We start from the raw sequence: 19,286 nt of genomic DNA on the forward strand, positions 1-19,286 counted from the left end.
CCCGTCCCGATGTGGGCGCCGGTCAGGCGCTCGTCGCCGCGGCGCGCTGCGTCGCGGGCTCGTTGGTAGCGACGTCCGAGCCACGGCGACGCGCGTGCATCTGCCGCTTCTCGGCGATGATCGTGCGCAGCACCCGGGCCCCGTCGCCCCAGGTGTTGAGGTTGCTCTCGCCGAACAGGCGGGGCTGCTCCACACTCGGGACCTCGGCGACGCGCAGGCCGGCCGCGGTGACCCGGCAGGCGAGCAGCGTTTCGATCTCGAAGCCGTCGCCCCACAGGCGGGCGTCGGGGTCGATGGTGCGCACCCGGCTGCTCGGCAGGTTCAGCGCCGGCAGGATGTCCCGCCAGAACGCGTTGTAGCCGTAGCACAGGTCGGTGTACCGCGTGCCCATCAGCACGTTCGCCAGCCCGTTCAGGCCGCGGTTGCCCATCGAGCGCAGCAACGTCAGGTCGTGGGAACCGCCCTGGTGTGCGTAGCGGGTCCCCTTGGCGAAGTCGGCGCCGGCGACGAGCGCGTCGACGAACGCGGGGATCTCGGCCGGGTCGGCGGAGCAGTCGGCGTCGAACATGACGATGATGTCGCCGGTCGAGGCCTCGAAGCCGCAGGCGAGGGCGTTGCCCTTGCCGCGCCGCGTCTGCGTCACCACGGTGATGTCGGGCATGACCCGGCGGGCGGTCGCGACGGTGTCGTCCGTGGACCGGCCGTCGACGAGGACGACCTGGTGGACGGCGGGGAGCTTCGGGAGGATGACCTCGAGGTTGCGGGCCTCGTTAAGGACCGGTACCACGATGCTCACCTTCACCGGTCCGGTTGTCCGATCTCTGCGCATGGGATTCTCTTCCTCGTTTCGCCGGTTGCTGCGGATGACGTGCTGCGGATGAACTACGGGTTGTTCTCGTGGTGCTCAGTCGTGCTGAGGGTCGTGCTGGTCATCGCATCGCTGCGGTGGTCTGGGTGCCTCGGTGCCAGGTGGGGGTCCCTGGCACCGAGGCGGCGGAAACCGCACCCTGCGGGACGGCTGCTCCGCCTGCTGCCGCGTGCCGTCCGACGGGGGTCGGCCGGCCGTGCGGCTCTGGGGGGAGGGAGGTCTTGGCTAGTGCCCGGCGAGGGCGTCGCTGCGCGGCGGCGCGGTGACGGCGAGCTGCCGGGCGGCCGGTCGCGCCGGTGCCGGCGTCCTGACGCCGAGCACGAAGTCGGCGCACCGCTCGCCCACCATGACGGTCGGCGCCTGCGTGTTGCAGCTCGGCACCGTTGGCATGACGGAGGCGTCGGCGACCCGCAGGCCCTCGATGCCGTGGACCCGCAGCTGCGGGTCGACGACGGCCATCGCGCCGGTGCCCATGGAGCAGGTGCCGGTGGGGTGGCAAGCGCTGACGATGTGCGTCTTGACGAACCGCTCGTAGTCCGCGTCGGTGCGCAGCTCGTCGAAGCCGTAGAGGAACTCCTCGTCCACCAGCTGGGCCATCGACGGCTGCGCCATGATCTCGCGCATGATCTTGGTCCCCCCGATCATCTGGCGGACGTCGTATTCCGTGGCCAGGAAGTTCGGGTCGAGCAGCGGGAGCTGCGTCGGGTCGGAGCTGATCGTCGTCACCGAGCCGCGGGAGGTCGGGCGCAGCGTGTAGACGTCGACGCCCACGCCGTGGCCGGTGCGGTAGCCCGCCTGCCGGCGGAAGTCGTTCGTCATCGCCGGGACGAAGTGCAGCTGCTGGTCGGGCGCCGGCGCGTCGGCGTCGACGTACGCGAACGCCCCCGCCTCAGCCAGCGTCGACTGCAGCGGCCCGCGGCGGTGCGCGGCGTACTGCGCCACCGCCATCGCCCCCGGGATCGGCAGCCGGTAGCGGTCCATGGAGTTGCCCGGCTTGATCGAGTAGCACATGTCGACCCGCGGGTGGTCCTGCAGGTTCTTGCCGACGCCGACCAGCTCGTGCACGACCGGGATGCCCGCGGCCCGCAGGACCTCCGGGTCGCCGATGCCGCTCAGGTTGAGCAGGTGCGGGGACAGGTAAGCGCCCGCCGACAGGATGATCTCGTGGCTCGCGCGGTACGTCGTACGGCGGCCGCGCACGAGCGCCTCGACCGTGCGCGCCCGGCCCTGGTGGATGCCGATCCGCATGACCTGGGCGTGCGTCGCCACCGTGAGGTTGCGGGGGCGCCGGGTCCGGCCGAGGTAGGCCGAACTGGTGCTGTTACGCAGGCTGTTCCAGGTGGTGCGCTGGTAGAAGCCGACACCGTGCTGGCGGGCCCCGTTGAAGTCAGCGTTGAACGGCAGGCCGGCCTCCTGGCCGGCGCGCACGAACGCGAGCGACAGCGGGTGCGGGTCGATCTGGTCGGAGACCCCGAGCGGGCCGTCGACGCCGTGGAACTCGTCGGCGAAGCGGGCGTTGCGCTCGTAGCGGCGGTAGACCGGGGCGACGTCGGCGTGCGACCAACCGTGCGCACCGAATTCACTTTCCCACGTGTCGAAATCGACGGGGGCGCCGCGGGTGAAGACCTGCGCATTAATGGAGCCGCCGCCGCCGATCACCTTCGCCTGGCGCAATTCGACGCGCTGGCCCACGCAGTGCTTCTGCGGCACCGAGTGCAGCGGCCATTCGTAGTTTTCGTTGTTCAGGACGCCGATGCCCGCCGGAATGTGGATCAGCGGGTTGCTGTCCCCCCGGCCCGCCTCCAGCAACAACACGGATGCCCCGCTGTCAGCGAGCCGACCAGCCACGACGCAGCCAGCCGAGCCGCCGCCCGCGATGATGTAGTCGAACTCCCGCTGCCGATTGTTACGCATGGTATTTCCCCGATCCTTCCCCAGAATCCCCATGAGCCCGGTCAAGCTGTCGCATTCTCCCCAGAATGGCGACGTGGGCCCCTCTTCATTGTCGGTCGAGATCTAGACGCCTGTCCAACTGCATTCTCGACCTTTGTATCTATTCAGTTTCCGCCGATATCGCACTGTCGCGCGACATAATCCTGCAACCATGGTGACGAAATGACGTAACCCTGCAACCATGGTTGCGGTGTTATGTCGGGCATGGGCGCTGCCGCCCCCGCTAGGTGAGCACGACGCGCGTCGTCCGGTAGACCGAGCGGCGGGCCAGCCGCCAGCCCGGTTGCAGGGCGTCCCGGACGCGCGCGGCGAGCGGCGTACGGTCCGCGCGCACCGCGGCGACGATCGCCGCGGCGTCGTGCTCCGGCAGGACGTGCAGGCGCGGCAGCGCGAGGGGGTCGTCCACCCCCGGCCGCGCGAGCCGGCGCCCGATCACGCACGCCGAGCTGAACCCCGCGTCACGCACCGCCTGCCGGGTGGACCGGCCGGCGTAGCCGTGCGGGTAGCAGAACGAGACGGGCCGGCGACCCAGGTGCTGCTGCAGGAGCTCGGCCGACAGCCGCAGCTCCCGCGCCAGCGGGCGCCGCCCGAACAGGTCGAGCGGCAGGTGCCGGTGCCCGTGGCTGCCGATCTCGACCGACTCGGGCAGCGCCTCCAGGCGGGCCCAGTCGAGCACCGACCCCGCGTAGCGCATGCTCTCCGCCGTCCGGCCCACCAGCGCGGTGGGCACGTAGACGGTGGCCGAGCCCCCGACCTCCGCGAGGAGGTCGGGCACCGCGTCGAAGTCGTCAAGCGCGTCGTCGAAGGTCAGCGCCACGATCCGGGCGTTCGGGTCGCGATCCCTGGCCGTGAGGGCCTCGGTCACCCCCGCCAGTCGCCAGCCGTCGGCGACGAGGGCGCGCCACTGCTCACGGACCCGGGCCCGCGGGACGGCCAACGGCGTACCGTCTCCGTCCGCGGGCACGGAGTGGTACATGAGGATGGGCAGCGGCGTCGACTCCGACGTGACGGTTGCGCTGCGGGGGTCGGCCATCAGCGGCCCTGGCGGCGCGCGGCGCGGGCGCGGATCTTCAGGTAGATGTCGCGCAGGCCCTCGGCGCTGGTGTCCCAGGTGGGCAGCTGCTCCGGGTCGGCGGTCGGGCCGGTGGACATGGCCGACAGCAGACCGTGCGCGACGTCCGCGGGGCTGGCGCTCTCCGGGATCCCCCGGACCCAGCCCTCCTGGACGAGCTCGCCCACCCCGGCGACCTCCAGGCCGACGACGGTGCAACCGAGCGACAGGGCCTCCATGACGGCGACCGGGTGTGCCTCGTACTCCGACAGCGACACGAACACGTCGGCCTTGCACAGCGCCTCGGCCATCGCGGTCCGGTCGTCCGGCGGCAGGGAGGTGATCTCGACCTTGTCGGCGACGCCGAGCTTGGCGGCGAGCTCGCGCAGCTGCGGCTCGTTGCTGCTCTGGTCGCCGGCGCCGAGGATCAGCAGGCGGGCGCGGGGCTCGGAGCGCAGCACGTCCGGCAGCGCCTCGATGACGCGCTGGTGGCCCTTGTAGGGCACGAGCCGACCGGAGGAGATGATGAGGCCCGGCACGGTCTCGGGGCGCTGCGGCAGGGCGGTGAGCCCGCCGCCGTTGCGGATGACCTCGACCCGGCTGGGCGTGATGCCCGCCTGCGAGGCGACGAGGTCGGCCTCGAAGTGGCTGACGCCGATGAGGGCGTCGGCGCGGCGCAGCAGCGGGGCGAGGAGGCGCCACTGGGCGCCGCGCGCGGCGTTGCGGTGGCCGAGGCTGTGACCGCCGGTGTGGAACGTCACGACGTACGGGATCTTCGCCCGGGCCGCCGCGAGCATCGTGGTCGGCGGCACCGCGGTGTGGATGCCCTGCTGGTGGACGAGGTCCCAGTCGCCGTCGGCGGCGATGCGGGCGACCTCGGGGGCGAAGTAGTAGTCCTTCGTCTTGGGGTAGGCGGGCACGCGCAGGGTGCGGATGCCGTCCAGGTACTCGTCCTTCGGGCGGGTCCCCGACACGTCGGTCGTGAGGATCGTGACCTCGAAGCGGGGGTCGGCGTTGATCCGCTTGGCGACCTCGTTGACGTGCTTCTCGATGCCGCCCACGTCCGGCAGGTACTTGTGGGCCACCATGAGGATCTTGAACGGCTCGGCGTCGCGTGCTGGCGAGGTGCTGTTGCCGTTGACGTCGGTAGCGACGAACTCCGTGCTGGTCATCTGCTGTCCTTCGGATGTCGGTCTGGCCTGGGCGCGCCGAGGTTTCTCGATCGCGCGAGGGGCGTCGCGGCTGGCACCGCGGAATAGGGGTACGTCGCATGGCGTCGCGATCAGCGACACGGCGAGGGCAGGCCACGCTTGCTGCGGCAAGCAGTCCCGTCCGCGACCGTCCCGACGCGTGACGAAGGTCGGCGCGCGCGGTGCCGTGCGACGCTGGTCAGGAAGCGCTGTACGCCGGATCGGCGGAGCGCGTGGGGGGAGAGGCCGAGGCGTGCGCTGACCCGCGGGTCCGCGCCTCGGCGTCCGGCGCGGCCGCAGCGGCCCGACGCCCGGGACGCCCCAGGGCCGGCTTGGCCGGCCGCAGGCGCAACGCGAGCAGGCCCATGGCGAAGCCGAAGGCCGCCACCGTCATGCCGAGGAGGAGGACGAAGGCCGCGGCGACGCGGGCCCGGGCCACCAGGCCGAGCACGCGGGGCACGAAGTCCCGCACGAAGGCGGTCTCGCTGGTCAGCGAGTCGGCGCCCAGCCGGGCAGCCATCCCGGCCTTGGCCTTGCCGTCGGCGTGGCAGCGCTTCATCACGTAGCCGACGCGGCTGCGGTTGCCCGGGACGTGGTGGTGGATGACCGCGCTCGGCTCCAGGACGAACTGCGCGTCCGGGACGGCCTCGCGGATGCGCAGGCAGAGGTCCGCCTCTTCGCCGCCGCGCGCGTCGTCGCCCTTGCGGCCGACGCTCTCGTCGTAGCCCCCGTGGTCCTTGAGCGCGTCGGTCGCCATCATGGCGCAGCCGCCGAAGACGTTGCGGACGACGGTGCGCTCGGTCGGCAGCCCGGCGTGCGAGCAGCCCACGGTCCAGAGCAGCTCGCTGGGGAACCAGCGGGGCCGGCCCTCGACGAACACCGGCTCGACCCAGCCGCCGACGCCCACGGCGCCGGTGTCGGCGTGCGCCTCGGCCAGCTGGGCCAGCCAGTCGGGCTCGGCGTACGCGTCGTCGTCCAGGAAGGCGACCCACGGCGTGTGCACGCGGGCCAGCCCGGCGTTGCGGGCGGCGGACAGGCCTTGGTTCTCGGGGAGCGGCACCAGGGTGATGTCGCGGTAGCGGTCCATGAGGGCCGCGGCCAGCGGCTCACAGCCGTCGACGACCACGACGACCTCGGCGGGTGCCAGCGTCTGGCGGCGGAGCGAGGCCAGGCACAGGTCGATCTCGCGGAGCCGGGCCATGTCGTAGACGCACACGACGACGGTGATGTTGCTCGTGCGCCCGCCGCTGGCGGGTAGCTGCTCGCGGGCCGCCTCGTGCGGGGCGTACGGCGATGCGTGGTTTTCGGTCGATCCGCTCATCCCCGGAAGCACTCCGGAGCGCGTGAAATCGGCCACGAATAATCCCCCCATTCATTCCCCAGTTGCCGACGTTCCCCCGTCGGCGTGCAGAACGTTCCCCCCGCGCGCCACCCAATGGCGAACGGCCGTTCTGATGTCCCCAATGACTGCGCCCAAACCCCCCTCGACGCTGGTGGTCGACTGTCTGGGTCGCACGTCCAGTAGACAGTCCCATTCGGCATAACTCAAGCCGAGATCGGGCCAGAATAGGCCTCTGATCAGCCAATATCGGTGTGGCTTAACGGGGTACGCAATGGTCGTGGCGCGGTGTGATTTGTCTCACATCCCGGGTCGTTTGGGGTCTGCGAGGAGCCCAATTTCGCACGCATCGGGGTGAATTCCCGGCCGCTGCCCACGGGCCCCGCACGGCCTCAGATCGGCCGTCGGACGGACGACTGGATCTACGCAAACCGCCCCGCCGGGCGCCCTTCCCGCACGGCATCGACGCGTCCCGCCCCCATCACGTCCGCGGGCCGCGTCTCGCCCCCTGGAAGGGAACGTCCGTGAAGATGTCCCGTGGCGCCCGCGCGGCGTTCATGTGCTCCGCCGTGGTGCTGAGTCTGGGCCCCGGGACGGCGTACGCCGTGTCGACGCCTGCCGCCCTCGAGGCCACGGATGTCGCGGCTCTCGACGTACCGCTGCCGGCCGGCGCCGCACCCGCGCTCGCCACGTCCTCCCCCGACGGGACCCGCTTCGTCGCCGCCGGCCGGACGACCCGTAGGCTGGCGACCAGGAAGCGTCCCAAGCCGACGCCGACACCCACGCCCACGCCGACGGCGACGCCCTCGCCCAGCCCGACGCCGACGCCCACGCCGACCACCGTGACGCCACCGCCCAGCACCGCGCCCACCCTCGTGTGGCGCGACGACTTCGACGGCCCCGCCGGAAGCCGCGTCAACCCGGCGTGGTGGACCGAGCTGTCCGGCGGCGAGGGCTGGGGCAACCAGGAGCTGCAGCTGTACCAGTCCGGCGGCAAGAACGCGGCCGTCGACGGCCAGGGCAACCTCGTCATCACGGCCCGCAAGGAGTCGGCGGGAACGTGCTGGTACGGGCCGTGCCAATACACGTCAGCCCGGTTGACCACCGCGAAGAAGGTGACGGCGAACAGCGGCCGGGTCGAGGCTCGGCTCAAGACGCCGATCGGCAAGGGCGTCTGGCCGGCGTTCTGGATGCTGGGCGACAACCTCGACACGGCGGGCTACCCGCAGTGCGGCGAGGCCGACATCATGGAGCTCGTCGGCGATTGGCCCAGCGAGATCTGGTCGTCGATCCACGGGCCGGGATACGTGCTCGCCGGGCTCACGGCGCCGTACCGGCTCCCGGAGGGCGTCACCTACCACGACGACTTCCACACCTTCGCGATGGAGTGGACCTCGACGGGGGTGCAGTTCTCCGTGGACGGCAACGTGTATCACCAGGTCAACCGCGCCGACGTCGGGGCCGCCGAGTGGGTCTTCGACAAGCCCATGCACGTGATCCTGAACCTGGCGGTCGGCGGCAAGTGGCCGGGCGACCCGGCGGCGACCACTCAGTTCCCGGCGGAGTTGGTCGTCGACTACGTGGCGATGTACCGCTGACGCGGCCGCTGCCAACGCCGTACGCCGTACGCCGTACGCCGTAGGGCGTGCTCCCACGGAGCCCCTACCGTGCTGATTTCTCGTCACCATGGTTGCGGGAATCGGCGAGCGAGCGCCGCGCGTGGTGACGGCGCGGGCACGCGCCTCAGCGCGGGCGGCCCGGCGGCGGGTCGGTCGGGAACGGCCGCCCGTCGACCTGCACGAAGCTGTAGCCGGCGCGTTTGAGGCCGTCGACGATGTCGCCGAGCGCCTGGACGGTCGGCGACGGACCGACCTGTTGCGGGTCCTCTTTCCCGTGCTCGTGGAGCAGCAGGATCATCGGGTGGCCGTCCGCGGCGGCGACGACGCGTCGGGTGAGTTCTGCGGCGCTGGGGTTCTCCCAGTCGATGGGGTTGTCGGTCCAGCCCACCTTGGTGAGCCGCAGGCGGGCGATGGTCGCGTCCACGGAGGGATTGGCGTCCCCGAACGGGGGCCGCATGAGGCACACGTCTTGACCGATGGCGTCGGCGACCGCAGCGGTCGAGCTCTCCAGCTGGGCCGTGAGGTCGGCCTCGGTCAGCGTCGACAGGCGGGGGTGGTTCCACGAGTGGCTGCCGACGGCGTGCCCAGCGGCGGCCACCTTGGCCACCAGTTCGGGGTGCGCGGCCGTGTGCTCGCCGGTCTCGAAGAACGTGACCTTGACCTGCTTCTGCCGCAGGATCGCCAGGATCGCGTCGGTGGTATCCACGCTGGGACCGTCGTCGAAGGTCAAGGCGGCGACGCGGGCCGGCGCAGCGATGTTGACGATCGGGGTCGGCGCGGGGCAGCGGGCCGTCATGGACGCGGCGAACGGCACCCGCCGACTAGCAGCGGATGCCGTTCCCTGGTTTGCGTTGGACGGGGTCGCGTCGACGGTTCCGCGGGTGGCCCAGCCGCCCACGAATCCGGCACACAGGGCCAGGGCCAGGGCGCCGCTCACTGCGGCCGCCCGGCCCCTGTCTGCTCCCTGCGACCCCCGTCGCACCCCGATCGAGCTCCGCTGCCTCAGGCGAAGACCCGGGTCCGGGTCCGTGCGGGCGCGCGGTGCCGCCCGGCGGCCCGGGTCGCGTCGTGGTCGCCGGCGCCCTCGACGTCCGCTTCAGCGGAGGCCTGGACGGGGGCGTCCGACGCTGCCTCGGTGACCGCGGACGGCGTGGTGGAGCCGACGAGCTGGGTCCACGTGGGGGCGATCCGCTTGGCCGCGGACAGCGCCGCGAAGATGGCGAAACCGCCCAGGAGCAGCCAGAACGGCTCGGTCGAGGGGCCCAGCGGGAAGTCGAGCGGGAGGAACGAGGCGCTGGTCGGCGCGGCGATGCTGGCGCCGGCGATCGAGTAGTTGTTGTACATCAGGTCACCAAACCTTCTTCTGTCGTGTGAGGGCCTTGACATACGCGTCGGCATGGACGAATGAGAGGAACATCTCGAAGGGGATCTCCCACATCGAGGCGGCGAGGACTTGTTCCTTGACTCCCTTCTTGCTGACCGTGACGAACCGTTCGACGACGAAGATCCCCGTCACCCAGATCCAGAACGGGTGGATGTGGATGCCGCCGCCGACCGTGCCGGACCACACCAGGGAGGCCAGGTAGAGGGCGGTGACGATCACCCCGGCCATGGTCAGGAGCTGCCGTCCCCAGTAGGGGAGGGTGATGAGGGTCAGGCCGTACTGCACGCAGTTCTCGACGGCCCCCCGCTTCCAGCGCAGCCGCTGGTTGTAGAGGTCCTTCCAGCTCTGCATGGCGTCGGTCTCCAGCAGGCAGTCGTGCGGGGCCAGCAGGTCGTAGCCGAGGTGCATGATCGCGAACGAGATCTCGTTGTCCTCGGTGAGGACCGTGGTGTCGTAGATCCCGCCCCCGCCCATGGGCAGCCGGCGGCCGCGCTCGGCCTGGACGTGGCGCAGGGTGGCGGCCTTGAACAGCGCCGCCGTGCCCGTCACCACCAGGCACTTGCCGTTGAGTCGCTCGACGTCGCGCTGGTAGCGGGCGTACTCGTTGTCCTGCAGCCGCCACAGCAGCCGCTCCTGCCAGCCGGCATCGGTCGCGAACGGCAGCGCACGGAACGTGCCACCGAGGGCGCCCAGGTTGGGCTTGCGGGTGAACCACGCCTCGGCGTTGTGCAGGAAGTCCCGCCGAACCACCGAGTCCGCGTCCTGGACGAAGACGAAATCGCCTTCGCCGAGGTCGGGCAGCAGTGCGTCGAGCGCCTGGTTGAGCGCGCCGCCCTTCTTGTGGACGTTCCCGACGGTCTCGAAGACCTCCGCGCCGAGGTCGCGCGCGATGCGCACGGTGTCGTCGGTGCAGTTGTCGGCGACGACAACGATGCGCTCCGGCGGCCGGCTCTGCTCGTGCAGTGCCGTGATGGCCTGGCCGATGATCACTTGTTCGTTGTGGGCAGGAATGAGTGCGAGGACTCGGGTCGTCAAGACGGAGCTCTCTGATGGAGGGACAGGGGACCGCCGAGGACACCCCGAACCGGCGTGCGTCATCGTCACGCGGTTGAGGGGTTCAGCGGGTGAGACCGCGTCGTCGCGGTCCGCAAGCGACATCGCGTCGCCGTGTACAGGCGACCACCGCTGCCGACGCAGGACGTCGGCGACGGCGTACCGCTCGATCCCCCGGGCGTTGCAGCTTCGTGGTGATCGGGCGCGCCGGTGAACCCCCCGAGGTTCTCGGCATGTCGCAACCGTCAGCCACGCTAAGCCAAAGAATCACCTTTGTCCAATTCGGGGCATCGCGGTGAATCCAGCTGGAATTCAGGCGACTCGATGGCAAACCGAAGGATAAGCGCGGCTGTCGCTTCGGTTTGCCGAGGACGCGTTGATACGCTACTTGTCGTCGGGCGCAGCCTTCCCGAAGACCCGCACCGAGTCCACGACCAGCGTCGATGGAAGCACGGAATCGTCTGGGGCACCTGGCCATTCGCCGCCGACGGCGACGTTGAGAATGAGGAAGAACGGCTTGTCGAAGACCCACCGCCGGCCCTCGCCGATGTCTGTGCGGGCCACTGAGTAGTATTCGTGCCCGTCCACCGAAAACGTGAGCCCCTGTTTTATCCACTCCACGGTGTAGGTGTGAAAGTCGTCGCTCAAGGCGGCGTCGTTCGGGGGGCTGTAGCCCTTGGTCAGGCCGGCGCGGACATAACCGGGACCGTGCACCGAGGCCCAGGTCACGTTGGGCTCATGACCGAGGACCTCGGTGACGTCGATCTCCCCCGAGGCCGGGTGGCCGACCGTGTCGAAGTCGTCGCCCATGAGCCAGAACGCCGACCACAGCCCCTTCCCGCGCGGCACCTTCATCCGGGCCTCGACGCGGCCCTCCTGGACTGTGACCTTGTGCAGGGTGGTGAGCCGGGCCGAGCGGTAGGTGCACGGTCCGTACCAGCACGTCGCGTTCCCGCCGCGCTCCGCTGCCTTCCCGGGAGCAATCTTCTCGGCGGTGATGACGAGGTGGCCCGCGCCGTCGAGGCGGGCATTCCTTCCGGGCGGCGCGTAGTCCTGTAGCTCCTGGTTCCCCCAGCCGTCGCCGCCGGTGTCGTGGTTCCAATGCCGTACGTCGGGTGCCGTGCCCGCCGCGCCGTCGAACTCGTCCTGCCACACCAGCGGGCGCGCCGGAGACGGCGGCGGTTCGGGTGCTTGCTGCGGTGAGCACGCCGCCACGGTGGCGACGGATAGGGCGGCGGCGAGGGCGGCAGAGAGCCGACGAGCGATGGAAACGATACTTCGTGGTGCAGGCGCGATGAGAAACCTCGTCCTTGATGGGGGTGAGCCGCCGTGCGGTCGACGGCGGCCGGCTCCGGCCAGCGTAACTGTGGCCTCGGCGTGGCCCTCGGCCGCCAGCGCACGGCGGAGTGGCCCGCGCCCTTCGGCGTACTGCGGTCCTCGCCGGACCAGCCCTCACCACGGCCGTTCCGAGCGCTCGAAGGAGGTGTGGCACGAATGCTACGCTTGCGCACATGCCCACCATTGCGTCGCGGGACCTGCGCAATCACACTGCTGCGGTGTTAAAGCAGGTGGCCGAGGGCGCCGATGTCACGATTACCGTGCACGGGGAGCCCGTCGCCGTCATCACGCGGCCTCAGCTTGTCCGGCGCATGGCCATCCCCAAGCACGAACTGCTCGATTTGCTGGCTCACCAGTCTTCCGATCCGACGCTCGCCGAGGACCTGCTGTGGATCACCGAGGGGACTACCGACGACCTGGGTCCGCTCGCATGACCACGGGCTTGCTGGACACCAGCGTCTGGATCGCCGCCGAGCTGGGCCGAACCATCGACGCAGCCAAGGTGCCGGACGCAGTGCGGGTCAGCGTCGTCACCCTCGGAGAGCTGGAGGCCGGCGTGCTGGCCGCAGCGGACGCCGCAACCACCAGCACGCGGCTGGGCACTCTCGAGAAGGCCCAGTCGTGCGAGCCGCTGCCGATCGATGCCGCTGTTTCCCGCGAATGGGCCCTGCTCCGGGTACAGCTGGCCCGCGCGGGACGGCGGGCCAACGTCAACGACCTGTGGATCGCCGCCACCGCGCGAGCCAACCGGCTGCCCGTGGTCACTCAGGACGACGACTTCGACGTCCTGGCGCAGTTGGGTCTCGTCGAGATCGTCAAGGTTTAGGTCAGAACGGGGTGCTGCTCAGGATCAGCAGCCAGTCCCCGTCCCCGGCCGCGTTGGGGCCCGGGGTGGTGAAGGCGGTCCCGGATCCAGCCGGGCGCGAGGCGCCCGTGGAGGGGTCGACCCACAGAGCCTGAACATCGGCGGAGAGCTTCGCCCGGTCGATCGTGACCGTCCGGGCGGTGGGGATGTAGACGGCAGCGAACCGCCCGTCCTCCGTGCGGGCTGCCGTCGCGTAGTCGCTGTCGAGCATGTCTGCTTCGCGATCGTCCGGCAGCGGGGTCCCCTGGCCCGCGGTCACCAAGGCCCGGTCCGGAGCCATCTCCCACCAAGGCATCTTCGCCACGATGCGTCGGACTCCGGCGATCTGGGCCACGGCGTCCGTGTCCAGGCGCGTTTCCCAGCCCTCGTCGAACTTCCAGTCCCGGCTTCCCGCGAAGTCACCTGCCGCTCCCGACGTCATCGCCCAAAGGATCTGGCGACGGAGGGTCTCGTTCGTCGTCGGTTTCCCGCCGTTGTCTTCGCCCTCGTAGTTGGACTCCCCCAAGAGAGCAGGCATCGTCGGGCGGTGGTCGTACGCACGCAGAGTGTCGCGATAGGTGGGCGAGTAGCTGTAGACGAAGTTCCAATCCACGCGCGGCGCCCAGAACGGGTCCTCGGTCGACAGCTCTTGAGGATACACAAACTGCATCGAGAATGGCCGCTTATCGCCAGTCGATCGGATACCCTCCTTCATCGCCACGAGGCAGTCATCGTCGCTCAGACTCCCGCTAGCAGCCGCATTCTTACGGACGTAGTCGCCTCCAGACATCCACAGGATGTTGGGCAGATCCTTCAAATGGGCAGCCACGCGCGCACCGTAGTCCCGACACTGGTTGGTTGACTTCGGAACGATCGAATTTCCCAGAACCCAGCCATCTATCGGATAGAGCATCAACGAGATTCCGTTGTCCGCTGCTTCCCACGCGTAGTCACGGACACGCTGCCAGTAGGGCTCATTCCAACTGAGAATATCCGCGTCAACGAACGGTACGAGACCATCCCTAGTGGAACCATCGTTCGACGGTCCCCCGTTGCCGGAGGTGCCGATCAAGGACACAATGGCTGCTGTGTATCCATGGCCAGACCGGTTCCTGAACCAGGCTTTTGCCTCAGCGGGGGACAACCGCGTCATGAGACTCCATGGCGAGTCTCCCTGGACACGGATGGGATTGCCGTACTGATCAACGAAGTATCTTCCGTTGATGCTTACGGCAGAGATGTACGGCGGCCGATTTGCCTCCTCCGCCTCCACCCACGGGCCTGTGCCAGGCGGGGGCGACACCCGCTGCAGCTCGGGGGGCGACCTAAGCACGGAGGTGCCCCCGTTCCCAGCCTCGCTCTTGACTGTCGACACCACCAGGGTTAGGCCCGCCAAGAAGCTAAAGAGAAGCGCCCGGCGCGCCAGCGCCTTCCGAGACCGGAAGGGCGTCCGGTCACACTTCATGATGCTCCCAGGAACTTCTCAGGTCGGACGGAGTGGGTCATTGGCTGGTCACAGGGATCTTAGTTAGTCTAGCCGTGTCTCCACGGCCTCAGCCGCCTAGCCCCGGTCTTTCATGACGGTGCCGACGACGGCATCGCTGCGTGGGGTGAGTCGATGACGGTGCGCGGGTACGACATTGGGCCGGCTGGCGCTGCCGGGCTGCGGTTCTCCGGGTCGTGATGTCGTGGGCGGACGGGGGGGTCAGGCGGGTTGTGGGATCGCGGCGATGTTGGCGAAGACTGCGACGATCGCGGCCGCCCATGGCCACGACTCGGGTATCCGCAAGCGTCGTCGGCGGGCGCTGTGAGTCAGCCGGGCTGGGACGTGAAGGAAGCGGTAGCGCAGCGCTTTCGGCTCACACGCCGCCAGCGACTTCGCGTCTCCGGTCAGTGCGAGGAGCCGGGTCCATGCGGTCAGGTCGGCAGCGATCTGCACCAGCATCAGCCACACCCGGTTGATCTCGAACTCCCGCGACGGGAACCGCCCCAGCCCCGAGTCCTTGGCGTGCCGGATCCGGTCCTCGACCCGAGCGTGCGCCCGATGCCGGGCCTCGAGGAAAGCCAGTTGTCCGGTCGTGGTGTTGGTGACGAAGGCTTGGTAGCGCCAGCCGTCACGTTCCTCGAACAGCGACAGTTGGGCGCCGGGATGGGGTCGTTCGCGGCGCACGATGACGCGCATTCCGGTCGGCCAGCTGCTCAGGTCCAAGAGCCCGGTGAGCTCGGCGACGTCACCTCCTTCGCGGATCCCACCGTCGGCGTCGAGTGCCGGGGTCCAGACCTTCTTCGGGACCAGGTCGATGGCGTCGCGGATCTTCTCGGTGACCGCGAAACCCACGCTGTACTCCACGCTGCGGCCACGGACCCGGTTCTGCTCGGTAAGCCAGTCCAGCAGCTTGTGCGATGCGCCCGCGCCGTCGGAGCGGATGAGCAGCTTCTTGCGGTGCGTGCCGGGGATCTGCGCGATCGCGTCGGTGAGGACCTCGATGTGGTCGGCGGCGGTGTTCGAGCCGGCATTGCCAGCGCGGAGCTTGGCGGCGAGGAACTCACTCGTGTTGTCGCACCACACCCCGAGTGGGTGGAACCCGAAGGTCCGCTTGAACGTGGCCGCCGCGTTCTCCTTCTCGCTGTGGCTGATCACGATGGTCGCGTCGGTGTCGAGCACGATCAGATCGTCAAGATCGGTCCCGGCGACCTTGCTCGCCGGGACGCCGTCAGGCAGCTGGGACCAGACCTGGCGGCGGACCCGCGCCCGCGCGTTCTGGATCCTCTTCAACCGGCCAGGTGTGACCTCGTCCAGTGCCCGCCACACCGTCGGCGCCGACGCGACACGGCCCAGCACGCTGGACTGGTGGCGCAGCACGTCGATGTCGGCGATCGCCTCCCCGCCGTCGGCGAGCATCACCGCGACGTCGGTCAGCACCCTGCCGCGGTCGTGACCGGGGACGAAGTTGCGGCGGACCATCACCTTGGACAACTCCGGACGTGAGGCCGACCCGGTCGGCCAGAAGGCGGGTGGCGACGCTGCCCGCATGGGCCACCACGCCGACACCATCGGAGGTCACCGGACAAGCCGGTAGACCACGAAGTACGCTTCACCTACGGAGTGCCTTCCGGTTCGGAGATCTTGAGTCGTCGCAAACCCAAGTTTCCCTTGCTGGACAGGCACTTCCGTGCTTCTACGCGCCGATCACACCCGAGTCTCGTGAACGATCCGGGCTAGCCGACCACCCATCCGGCTCAACGGATACCGTTAGCCCAGATGTTGCATAGGGGGTCGCTGGTGGGGGTCGGGCCGTCGGTAACGCCTGGATGGGTCTGATTGTGGCGGGTGGGTGTGACAACGGGCCGGGATGTCGTTTCCGGTGGGCGTCGTCTTCCACGGACGATGACGGGCTGTGGGTCGTTGGGGTGGGGGTATGCGCTGGTCAGGGGGGTGCGAGGCCGGTGAGGCGGTCCCAGCCGGTGGTGAAGAGTCCCGCCCAGGGCGCGGTGGTCTTGATGTGCAGGAGTCGCTGTCGGGCCGTGCGGGCCAGGGTCGCGGCGATCGTGAAGAGCCGCAGCCGCAGCGTCTTGGGTTCCCACCGGCGGGCCTGGTGCTCGGGGTAGGCCAGCAGAGCGGTCCAGGTGAGCAGGTCGCCTGCGATCTGGACGATCAGGAGCCAGATCCGGTTCTGGGCGAAGCCCTGCAAGGGCAGGTTCGTCAGACCGCGGTCTTTGGCGATGCGGATCCGGTCTTCGCAGCGGGCTCGGCGGCGGTGGCGTAGTTCCAGGTCGGCGAGTTGCCCGCGGGTGGTGTTCGTGACAGATGCGGTAAGTCGGTAGCCTTCGACGTCGCTGAACCGTAGTTGCGCGCCGGGGTGGGGCCGCTCTCGACGCACGATCACCCGCATCCCGGGCGGGTACCCCTTTAGGAGGTTCGTGCTGGTGAGCAGGTCGGTGAACTCCACGACGGCGGCGCCGTCGCGCAGGGCGCCGTCGGCGTCGTAGGCGTCCTGCCACGCGGTGGCGGGTAGGAGGGCATACAGCTCCGGGGTGATCGCGGGCAGGGTGTACCCGATCGAGTACGACAGGCCACGTCGGTGCAGGAACCCCAAGAACTCCCTGCTGCCGCCAGCGCCATCGGTGCGGATCAGGACCTTCTTACCCGGGCGGGTCGGGTTGATCCCCGGGACGGCGGTCAGGGCTTGCTTGGTGAGGGTGACGTGGTCGGTCGCGGTGTTAGAGCCGGCGTTCCCGGGACGCAGCAGCATCGCCAGGGATTCACCGGTGCCGTGTGGGCCGTGGTCGGCGAAGGCGCACAGGGGGTGGAATCCGAAGGTCTTCTTGAACGTCGCCGCGGCGGCCTCCTTGTCCGAGTGGGCCGTGATCAGCGTGGCGTCCAGGTCGATGACCAGCGCATGAGAGGCCGACATCTGCTGGTTGGGGGCGTGCCGACCGGCCAGGGTCCCACGTGCGCCCGTGCCGCGGTACGAGCGGTGGCCACAGCTTTCTCCACGGCGGCCACGTCGCCGGCCAGGGCCGCGATCGTGCGCGAGATCGTGGCATCAGAGGCCACCAGGCCATACAGGCCCGGCTCGGAGCGGATGAGCGCCACATCACGGCAGGCGTCCCCACCCAGGACCAGCGAGATCGCCAGATCGAGCAGCACCTTGGCCGGGTCATGCCGGGCCAGCGACTTACGCCACGGCGTCAGCGCCGCACTCAACGCCCCGACCAGCCCGGAGGTGGTCGCGGTCCGGGTCAGCAGCACACCCCCCGCGTGCGCGACCGCGGGCACTGCCGCGGTGTCGACTCGGACAAGGGGGATAGGGACCGCTACGCTTACTCACCTGGGAAGTGCCCTTCGAACCACGCGGATATCGGCCTAGACAATCGACATCCTCGCAGCTCAAGGGCACTTTTCACGTCACGGCACGCTCACCGCCGTGAAATCTCCGGGTTAGCCCGGAGATTTCATGGTTAGTGTGGCCGGTAAACGCTGAAAGGTGCTCTTGACCTGGGAGAATATCGATTGCTGAGGTCGATATTGGCGGGTCGAAGGGAGCACCTTTCAGGTGAAGCACACTACCCGGATCTACCCCAGAATCAAGGTCGACGCGGCCACCGTTCCGGCGGTTGCCCAGGCCGGTGGGGCGCTGCTGGCCCAGACTGCGACAGTGTCGGGGCTGGCCGCGACGTTGAGCGCCGCGCTGACGCCGTGGCGTAAGCCGTTGGCGCGGCACGATCCGGCCAAGGTGCTACTCGACCTGGCGATCACGCTGGCCCTGGGTGGGGACGCCTGCCGCGACGTAACGTTGTTACGAGTCGAGCCCGCCCTGTACGGGCCGGTCGCTTCCGATGCGACGATTAGCCGGACGATCGCGTCCCTGACCTCGCAGGTCACCGCCGTGGAGAAGGCCGTGGCCGCGCCCGAACCGCGGCCCGCGCCCACGTGTGGCATCGGGCCGGAACCCATGCCCCGAACCACGCAGCCTCAGCAACCGATCCGCTGGTCATCGACCTTGACGCGACGCTGATCACGGCCCACTCCGAGAAGGAGAACGCCGCCGCCACGTTCAAACATGGCTACGGCTTCCACCCGCTGTGCGCCTTCCTCGACCACGGCAAGACGGGCACCGGCGAACCGCTCGGCATGCTGCTGCGAGCGGGGAACGCTGGGTCGAACACGGCCGCTGACCACATCGCCGTGACCAAGACGGCGCTGGCGGCGGTGCCCGGGATCAACCCCTCCCGGCCCGGCAAGAAAGTCTTGATCCGCACCGACGGCGCCGGTGGCACCCGGGAGTTCCTGACCTTCCTGGACCGGCGCGGCCTGTCGTACTCCATCGGGTACACCCTGCCCACCAGCACGCCCCAGCTGTACGCGCTGATCCCCGAGACCGCCTGGCAGGTCGCCCTCGACGCCGACGGCGACGTCCGGGACGGCGCGGCCGTCGTCGAGCTCACCGACCTCCTCGCGGCTAAGGGTCTCCTCACGGGGTACCCGGCCGGGATGCGGGTCATCGTCCGACGCGAACGACCCCACCCCGGCGCCCAACTCCGCTTCACCGACGTCGAGGGGTACCGGCTGACCGCTTTCGTCACCAACACGACCCGTGGGCAACTGGCCGACCTGGAACTACGCCACCGGCGCCGGGCCCGCTGCGAAGACCGGATCCGCATCGCCAAAGACACCGGCCTGACCAACCTGCCCCTGCAGGGCTTCGCCCAGAACCGAATCTGGCTCCTGATCGTGCAACTCGCGAACGACCTGATCGCGTGGATGGGCATGCTGGCCTTCACCAGCACCGATGCCCGCCGCTGGGAACCCAAGACGCTACGGCTGCGGCTCTTCACCATCGCAGCCACCCTGGCCCACACCGGTAGGCAACGCCTGCTCCACGTCAAGGTCACGGCGCCCTGGGCGGGACTCTTCACCACCGGATGGGACCGCCTCGCGATCCTGGCCCCGCCCTGAGCAACGCCACCACCCCGCCCCGACAACCCGCAACACAGCCCTCGTCCGTGGAAGACGACGCCCACCGGAAGCGCCGCCCCGGGACATTGTCATACCCACCGGCCAGAATCAGCCCCACCGAGGCGTCAACGACGGCCCGGCCCCCACCAGCAAGCCCCCATGCAACATCCGGGCTAGCCTTCCACGC

Annotated in this window: 13 protein-coding genes and 3 pseudogenes; 4 read left to right on the plus strand and 12 right to left on the minus strand. The window is 69.6% G+C overall.

Annotation, left to right across the window (positions count from 1 at the left end; genetic code table 11):
* Positions 1-22: 22 nt before the first annotated feature.
* From IPK37_06815 to IPK37_06835, 5 genes are all read right to left on the minus strand, one after another.
* Positions 23-829: a glycosyltransferase family 2 protein gene (locus IPK37_06815; GenBank protein ID QQS02069.1), complete on the minus strand. Its 807-nt coding sequence runs from the start codon at positions 827-829 to the stop codon at positions 23-25.
* Positions 830-1,093: 264 nt separating this feature from the next.
* On the minus strand, positions 1,094-2,782 hold the full coding sequence (locus IPK37_06820; GenBank protein ID QQS02070.1) for a GMC family oxidoreductase N-terminal domain-containing protein: 1,689 nt from the start codon (positions 2,780-2,782) through the stop codon (positions 1,094-1,096).
* Between the two features lie 262 nt (positions 2,783-3,044).
* On the minus strand, positions 3,045-3,854 hold the full coding sequence (locus tag IPK37_06825) for a polysaccharide deacetylase family protein (protein ID QQS02071.1): 810 nt from the start codon (positions 3,852-3,854) through the stop codon (positions 3,045-3,047).
* Positions 3,854-5,044, minus strand: a complete 1,191-nt coding sequence (locus IPK37_06830) for a glycosyltransferase family 4 protein (GenBank protein QQS02072.1) — start codon at positions 5,042-5,044, stop codon at positions 3,854-3,856. The genes IPK37_06825 and IPK37_06830 overlap by 1 nt, the downstream gene beginning before the upstream one ends.
* 217 nt (positions 5,045-5,261) lie before the next feature.
* A complete protein-coding gene (locus IPK37_06835; GenBank protein QQS02073.1) occupies positions 5,262-6,383 on the minus strand; it encodes a glycosyltransferase family 2 protein in 1,122 nt (373 codons plus the stop codon).
* 542 nt (positions 6,384-6,925) lie between these two features.
* Here IPK37_06835 and IPK37_06840 point away from each other — a divergent pair.
* Positions 6,926-7,999 carry a glycoside hydrolase family 16 protein gene (locus IPK37_06840; GenBank protein QQS02074.1) on the plus strand — a complete coding sequence of 358 codons (1,074 nt, stop codon included), beginning with the start codon at positions 6,926-6,928 and terminating at the stop codon, positions 7,997-7,999.
* Positions 8,000-8,144: 145 nt separating this feature from the next.
* Here the strand turns inward: IPK37_06840 and IPK37_06845 are convergent, their stop codons facing one another.
* The 4 genes from IPK37_06845 to IPK37_06860 form a co-directional block, all read right to left on the minus strand.
* Positions 8,145-8,834 carry a polysaccharide deacetylase family protein gene (locus IPK37_06845; GenBank protein ID QQS02075.1) on the minus strand — a complete coding sequence of 230 codons (690 nt, stop codon included), beginning with the start codon at positions 8,832-8,834 and terminating at the stop codon, positions 8,145-8,147.
* A 188-nt stretch (positions 8,835-9,022) separates the two neighbouring features.
* Positions 9,023-9,364 carry a hypothetical protein gene (locus IPK37_06850; protein QQS02076.1) on the minus strand — a complete coding sequence of 114 codons (342 nt, stop codon included), beginning with the start codon at positions 9,362-9,364 and terminating at the stop codon, positions 9,023-9,025.
* Between the two features lie 4 nt (positions 9,365-9,368).
* The gene (locus IPK37_06855; protein QQS02722.1) at positions 9,369-10,502 is read right to left on the minus strand and encodes a glycosyltransferase family 2 protein; all 1,134 of its coding nucleotides are present in this window, start codon (positions 10,500-10,502) and stop codon (positions 9,369-9,371) included.
* 339 nt (positions 10,503-10,841) lie between these two features.
* Positions 10,842-11,732, minus strand: coding sequence for a glycoside hydrolase family 16 protein (locus tag IPK37_06860; GenBank protein ID QQS02723.1), 891 nt, complete (start codon positions 11,730-11,732; stop codon positions 10,842-10,844).
* 236 nt (positions 11,733-11,968) lie between these two features.
* On the opposite strand from IPK37_06860, the gene IPK37_06865 reads away from it, so the two are divergent.
* Entirely contained in the window at positions 11,969-12,229 is a 261-nt protein-coding gene (locus tag IPK37_06865; protein ID QQS02077.1) for a type II toxin-antitoxin system Phd/YefM family antitoxin, read from the plus strand.
* Entirely contained in the window at positions 12,226-12,621 is a 396-nt protein-coding gene (locus IPK37_06870; protein QQS02078.1) for a PIN domain-containing protein, read from the plus strand. The genes IPK37_06865 and IPK37_06870 overlap by 4 nt, the downstream gene beginning before the upstream one ends.
* 1 nt (position 12,622) lies before the next feature.
* Here IPK37_06870 and IPK37_06875 read toward each other — a convergent pair whose 3' ends face one another.
* The 3 genes and pseudogenes from IPK37_06875 to IPK37_06885 form a co-directional block, all read right to left on the minus strand.
* On the minus strand, positions 12,623-13,912 hold the full coding sequence (locus tag IPK37_06875) for a DUF4038 domain-containing protein (protein QQS02079.1): 1,290 nt from the start codon (positions 13,910-13,912) through the stop codon (positions 12,623-12,625).
* A 432-nt stretch (positions 13,913-14,344) separates the two neighbouring features.
* Positions 14,345-15,683: pseudogene (locus tag IPK37_06880) on the minus strand (IS1380 family transposase).
* A gap of 384 nt (positions 15,684-16,067) precedes the next feature.
* Positions 16,068-17,449 (minus strand): annotated as a pseudogene (locus IPK37_06885) (IS1380 family transposase).
* 247 nt (positions 17,450-17,696) lie between these two features.
* On the opposite strand from IPK37_06885, the pseudogene IPK37_06890 reads away from it, so the two are divergent.
* Positions 17,697-19,099, plus strand: a pseudogene (locus IPK37_06890) (IS1380 family transposase).
* Positions 19,100-19,286 lie beyond the last annotated feature (187 nt).

The sequence above is a fragment of the Austwickia sp. genome, from assembly GCA_016699675.1.
Lineage (GTDB): Bacteria > Actinomycetota > Actinomycetes > Actinomycetales > Dermatophilaceae > Austwickia.

Excerpts from the sequence above, each read along its gene's own strand:
- IPK37_06815 (QQS02069.1), bottom strand. The coding sequence starts at position 829 with ATGCGCAGAGATCGGACAACCGGACCGGTGAAGGTGAGCATCGTGGTA.
- IPK37_06820 (QQS02070.1), bottom strand. The coding sequence starts at position 2,782 with ATGCGTAACAATCGGCAGCGGGAGTTCGACTACATCATCGCGGGCGGC.
- IPK37_06825 (QQS02071.1), bottom strand. The coding sequence starts at position 3,854 with ATGGCCGACCCCCGCAGCGCAACCGTCACGTCGGAGTCGACGCCGCTG.
- IPK37_06830 (QQS02072.1), bottom strand. The coding sequence starts at position 5,044 with ATGACCAGCACGGAGTTCGTCGCTACCGACGTCAACGGCAACAGCACC.
- IPK37_06835 (QQS02073.1), bottom strand. The coding sequence starts at position 6,383 with ATGAGCGGATCGACCGAAAACCACGCATCGCCGTACGCCCCGCACGAG.
- IPK37_06850 (QQS02076.1), bottom strand. The coding sequence starts at position 9,364 with ATGTACAACAACTACTCGATCGCCGGCGCCAGCATCGCCGCGCCGACC.
- IPK37_06855 (QQS02722.1), bottom strand. The coding sequence starts at position 10,502 with ATGACGCACGCCGGTTCGGGGTGTCCTCGGCGGTCCCCTGTCCCTCCA.
- IPK37_06865 (QQS02077.1), top strand. The coding sequence starts at position 11,969 with ATGCCCACCATTGCGTCGCGGGACCTGCGCAATCACACTGCTGCGGTG.
- IPK37_06870 (QQS02078.1), top strand. The coding sequence starts at position 12,226 with ATGACCACGGGCTTGCTGGACACCAGCGTCTGGATCGCCGCCGAGCTG.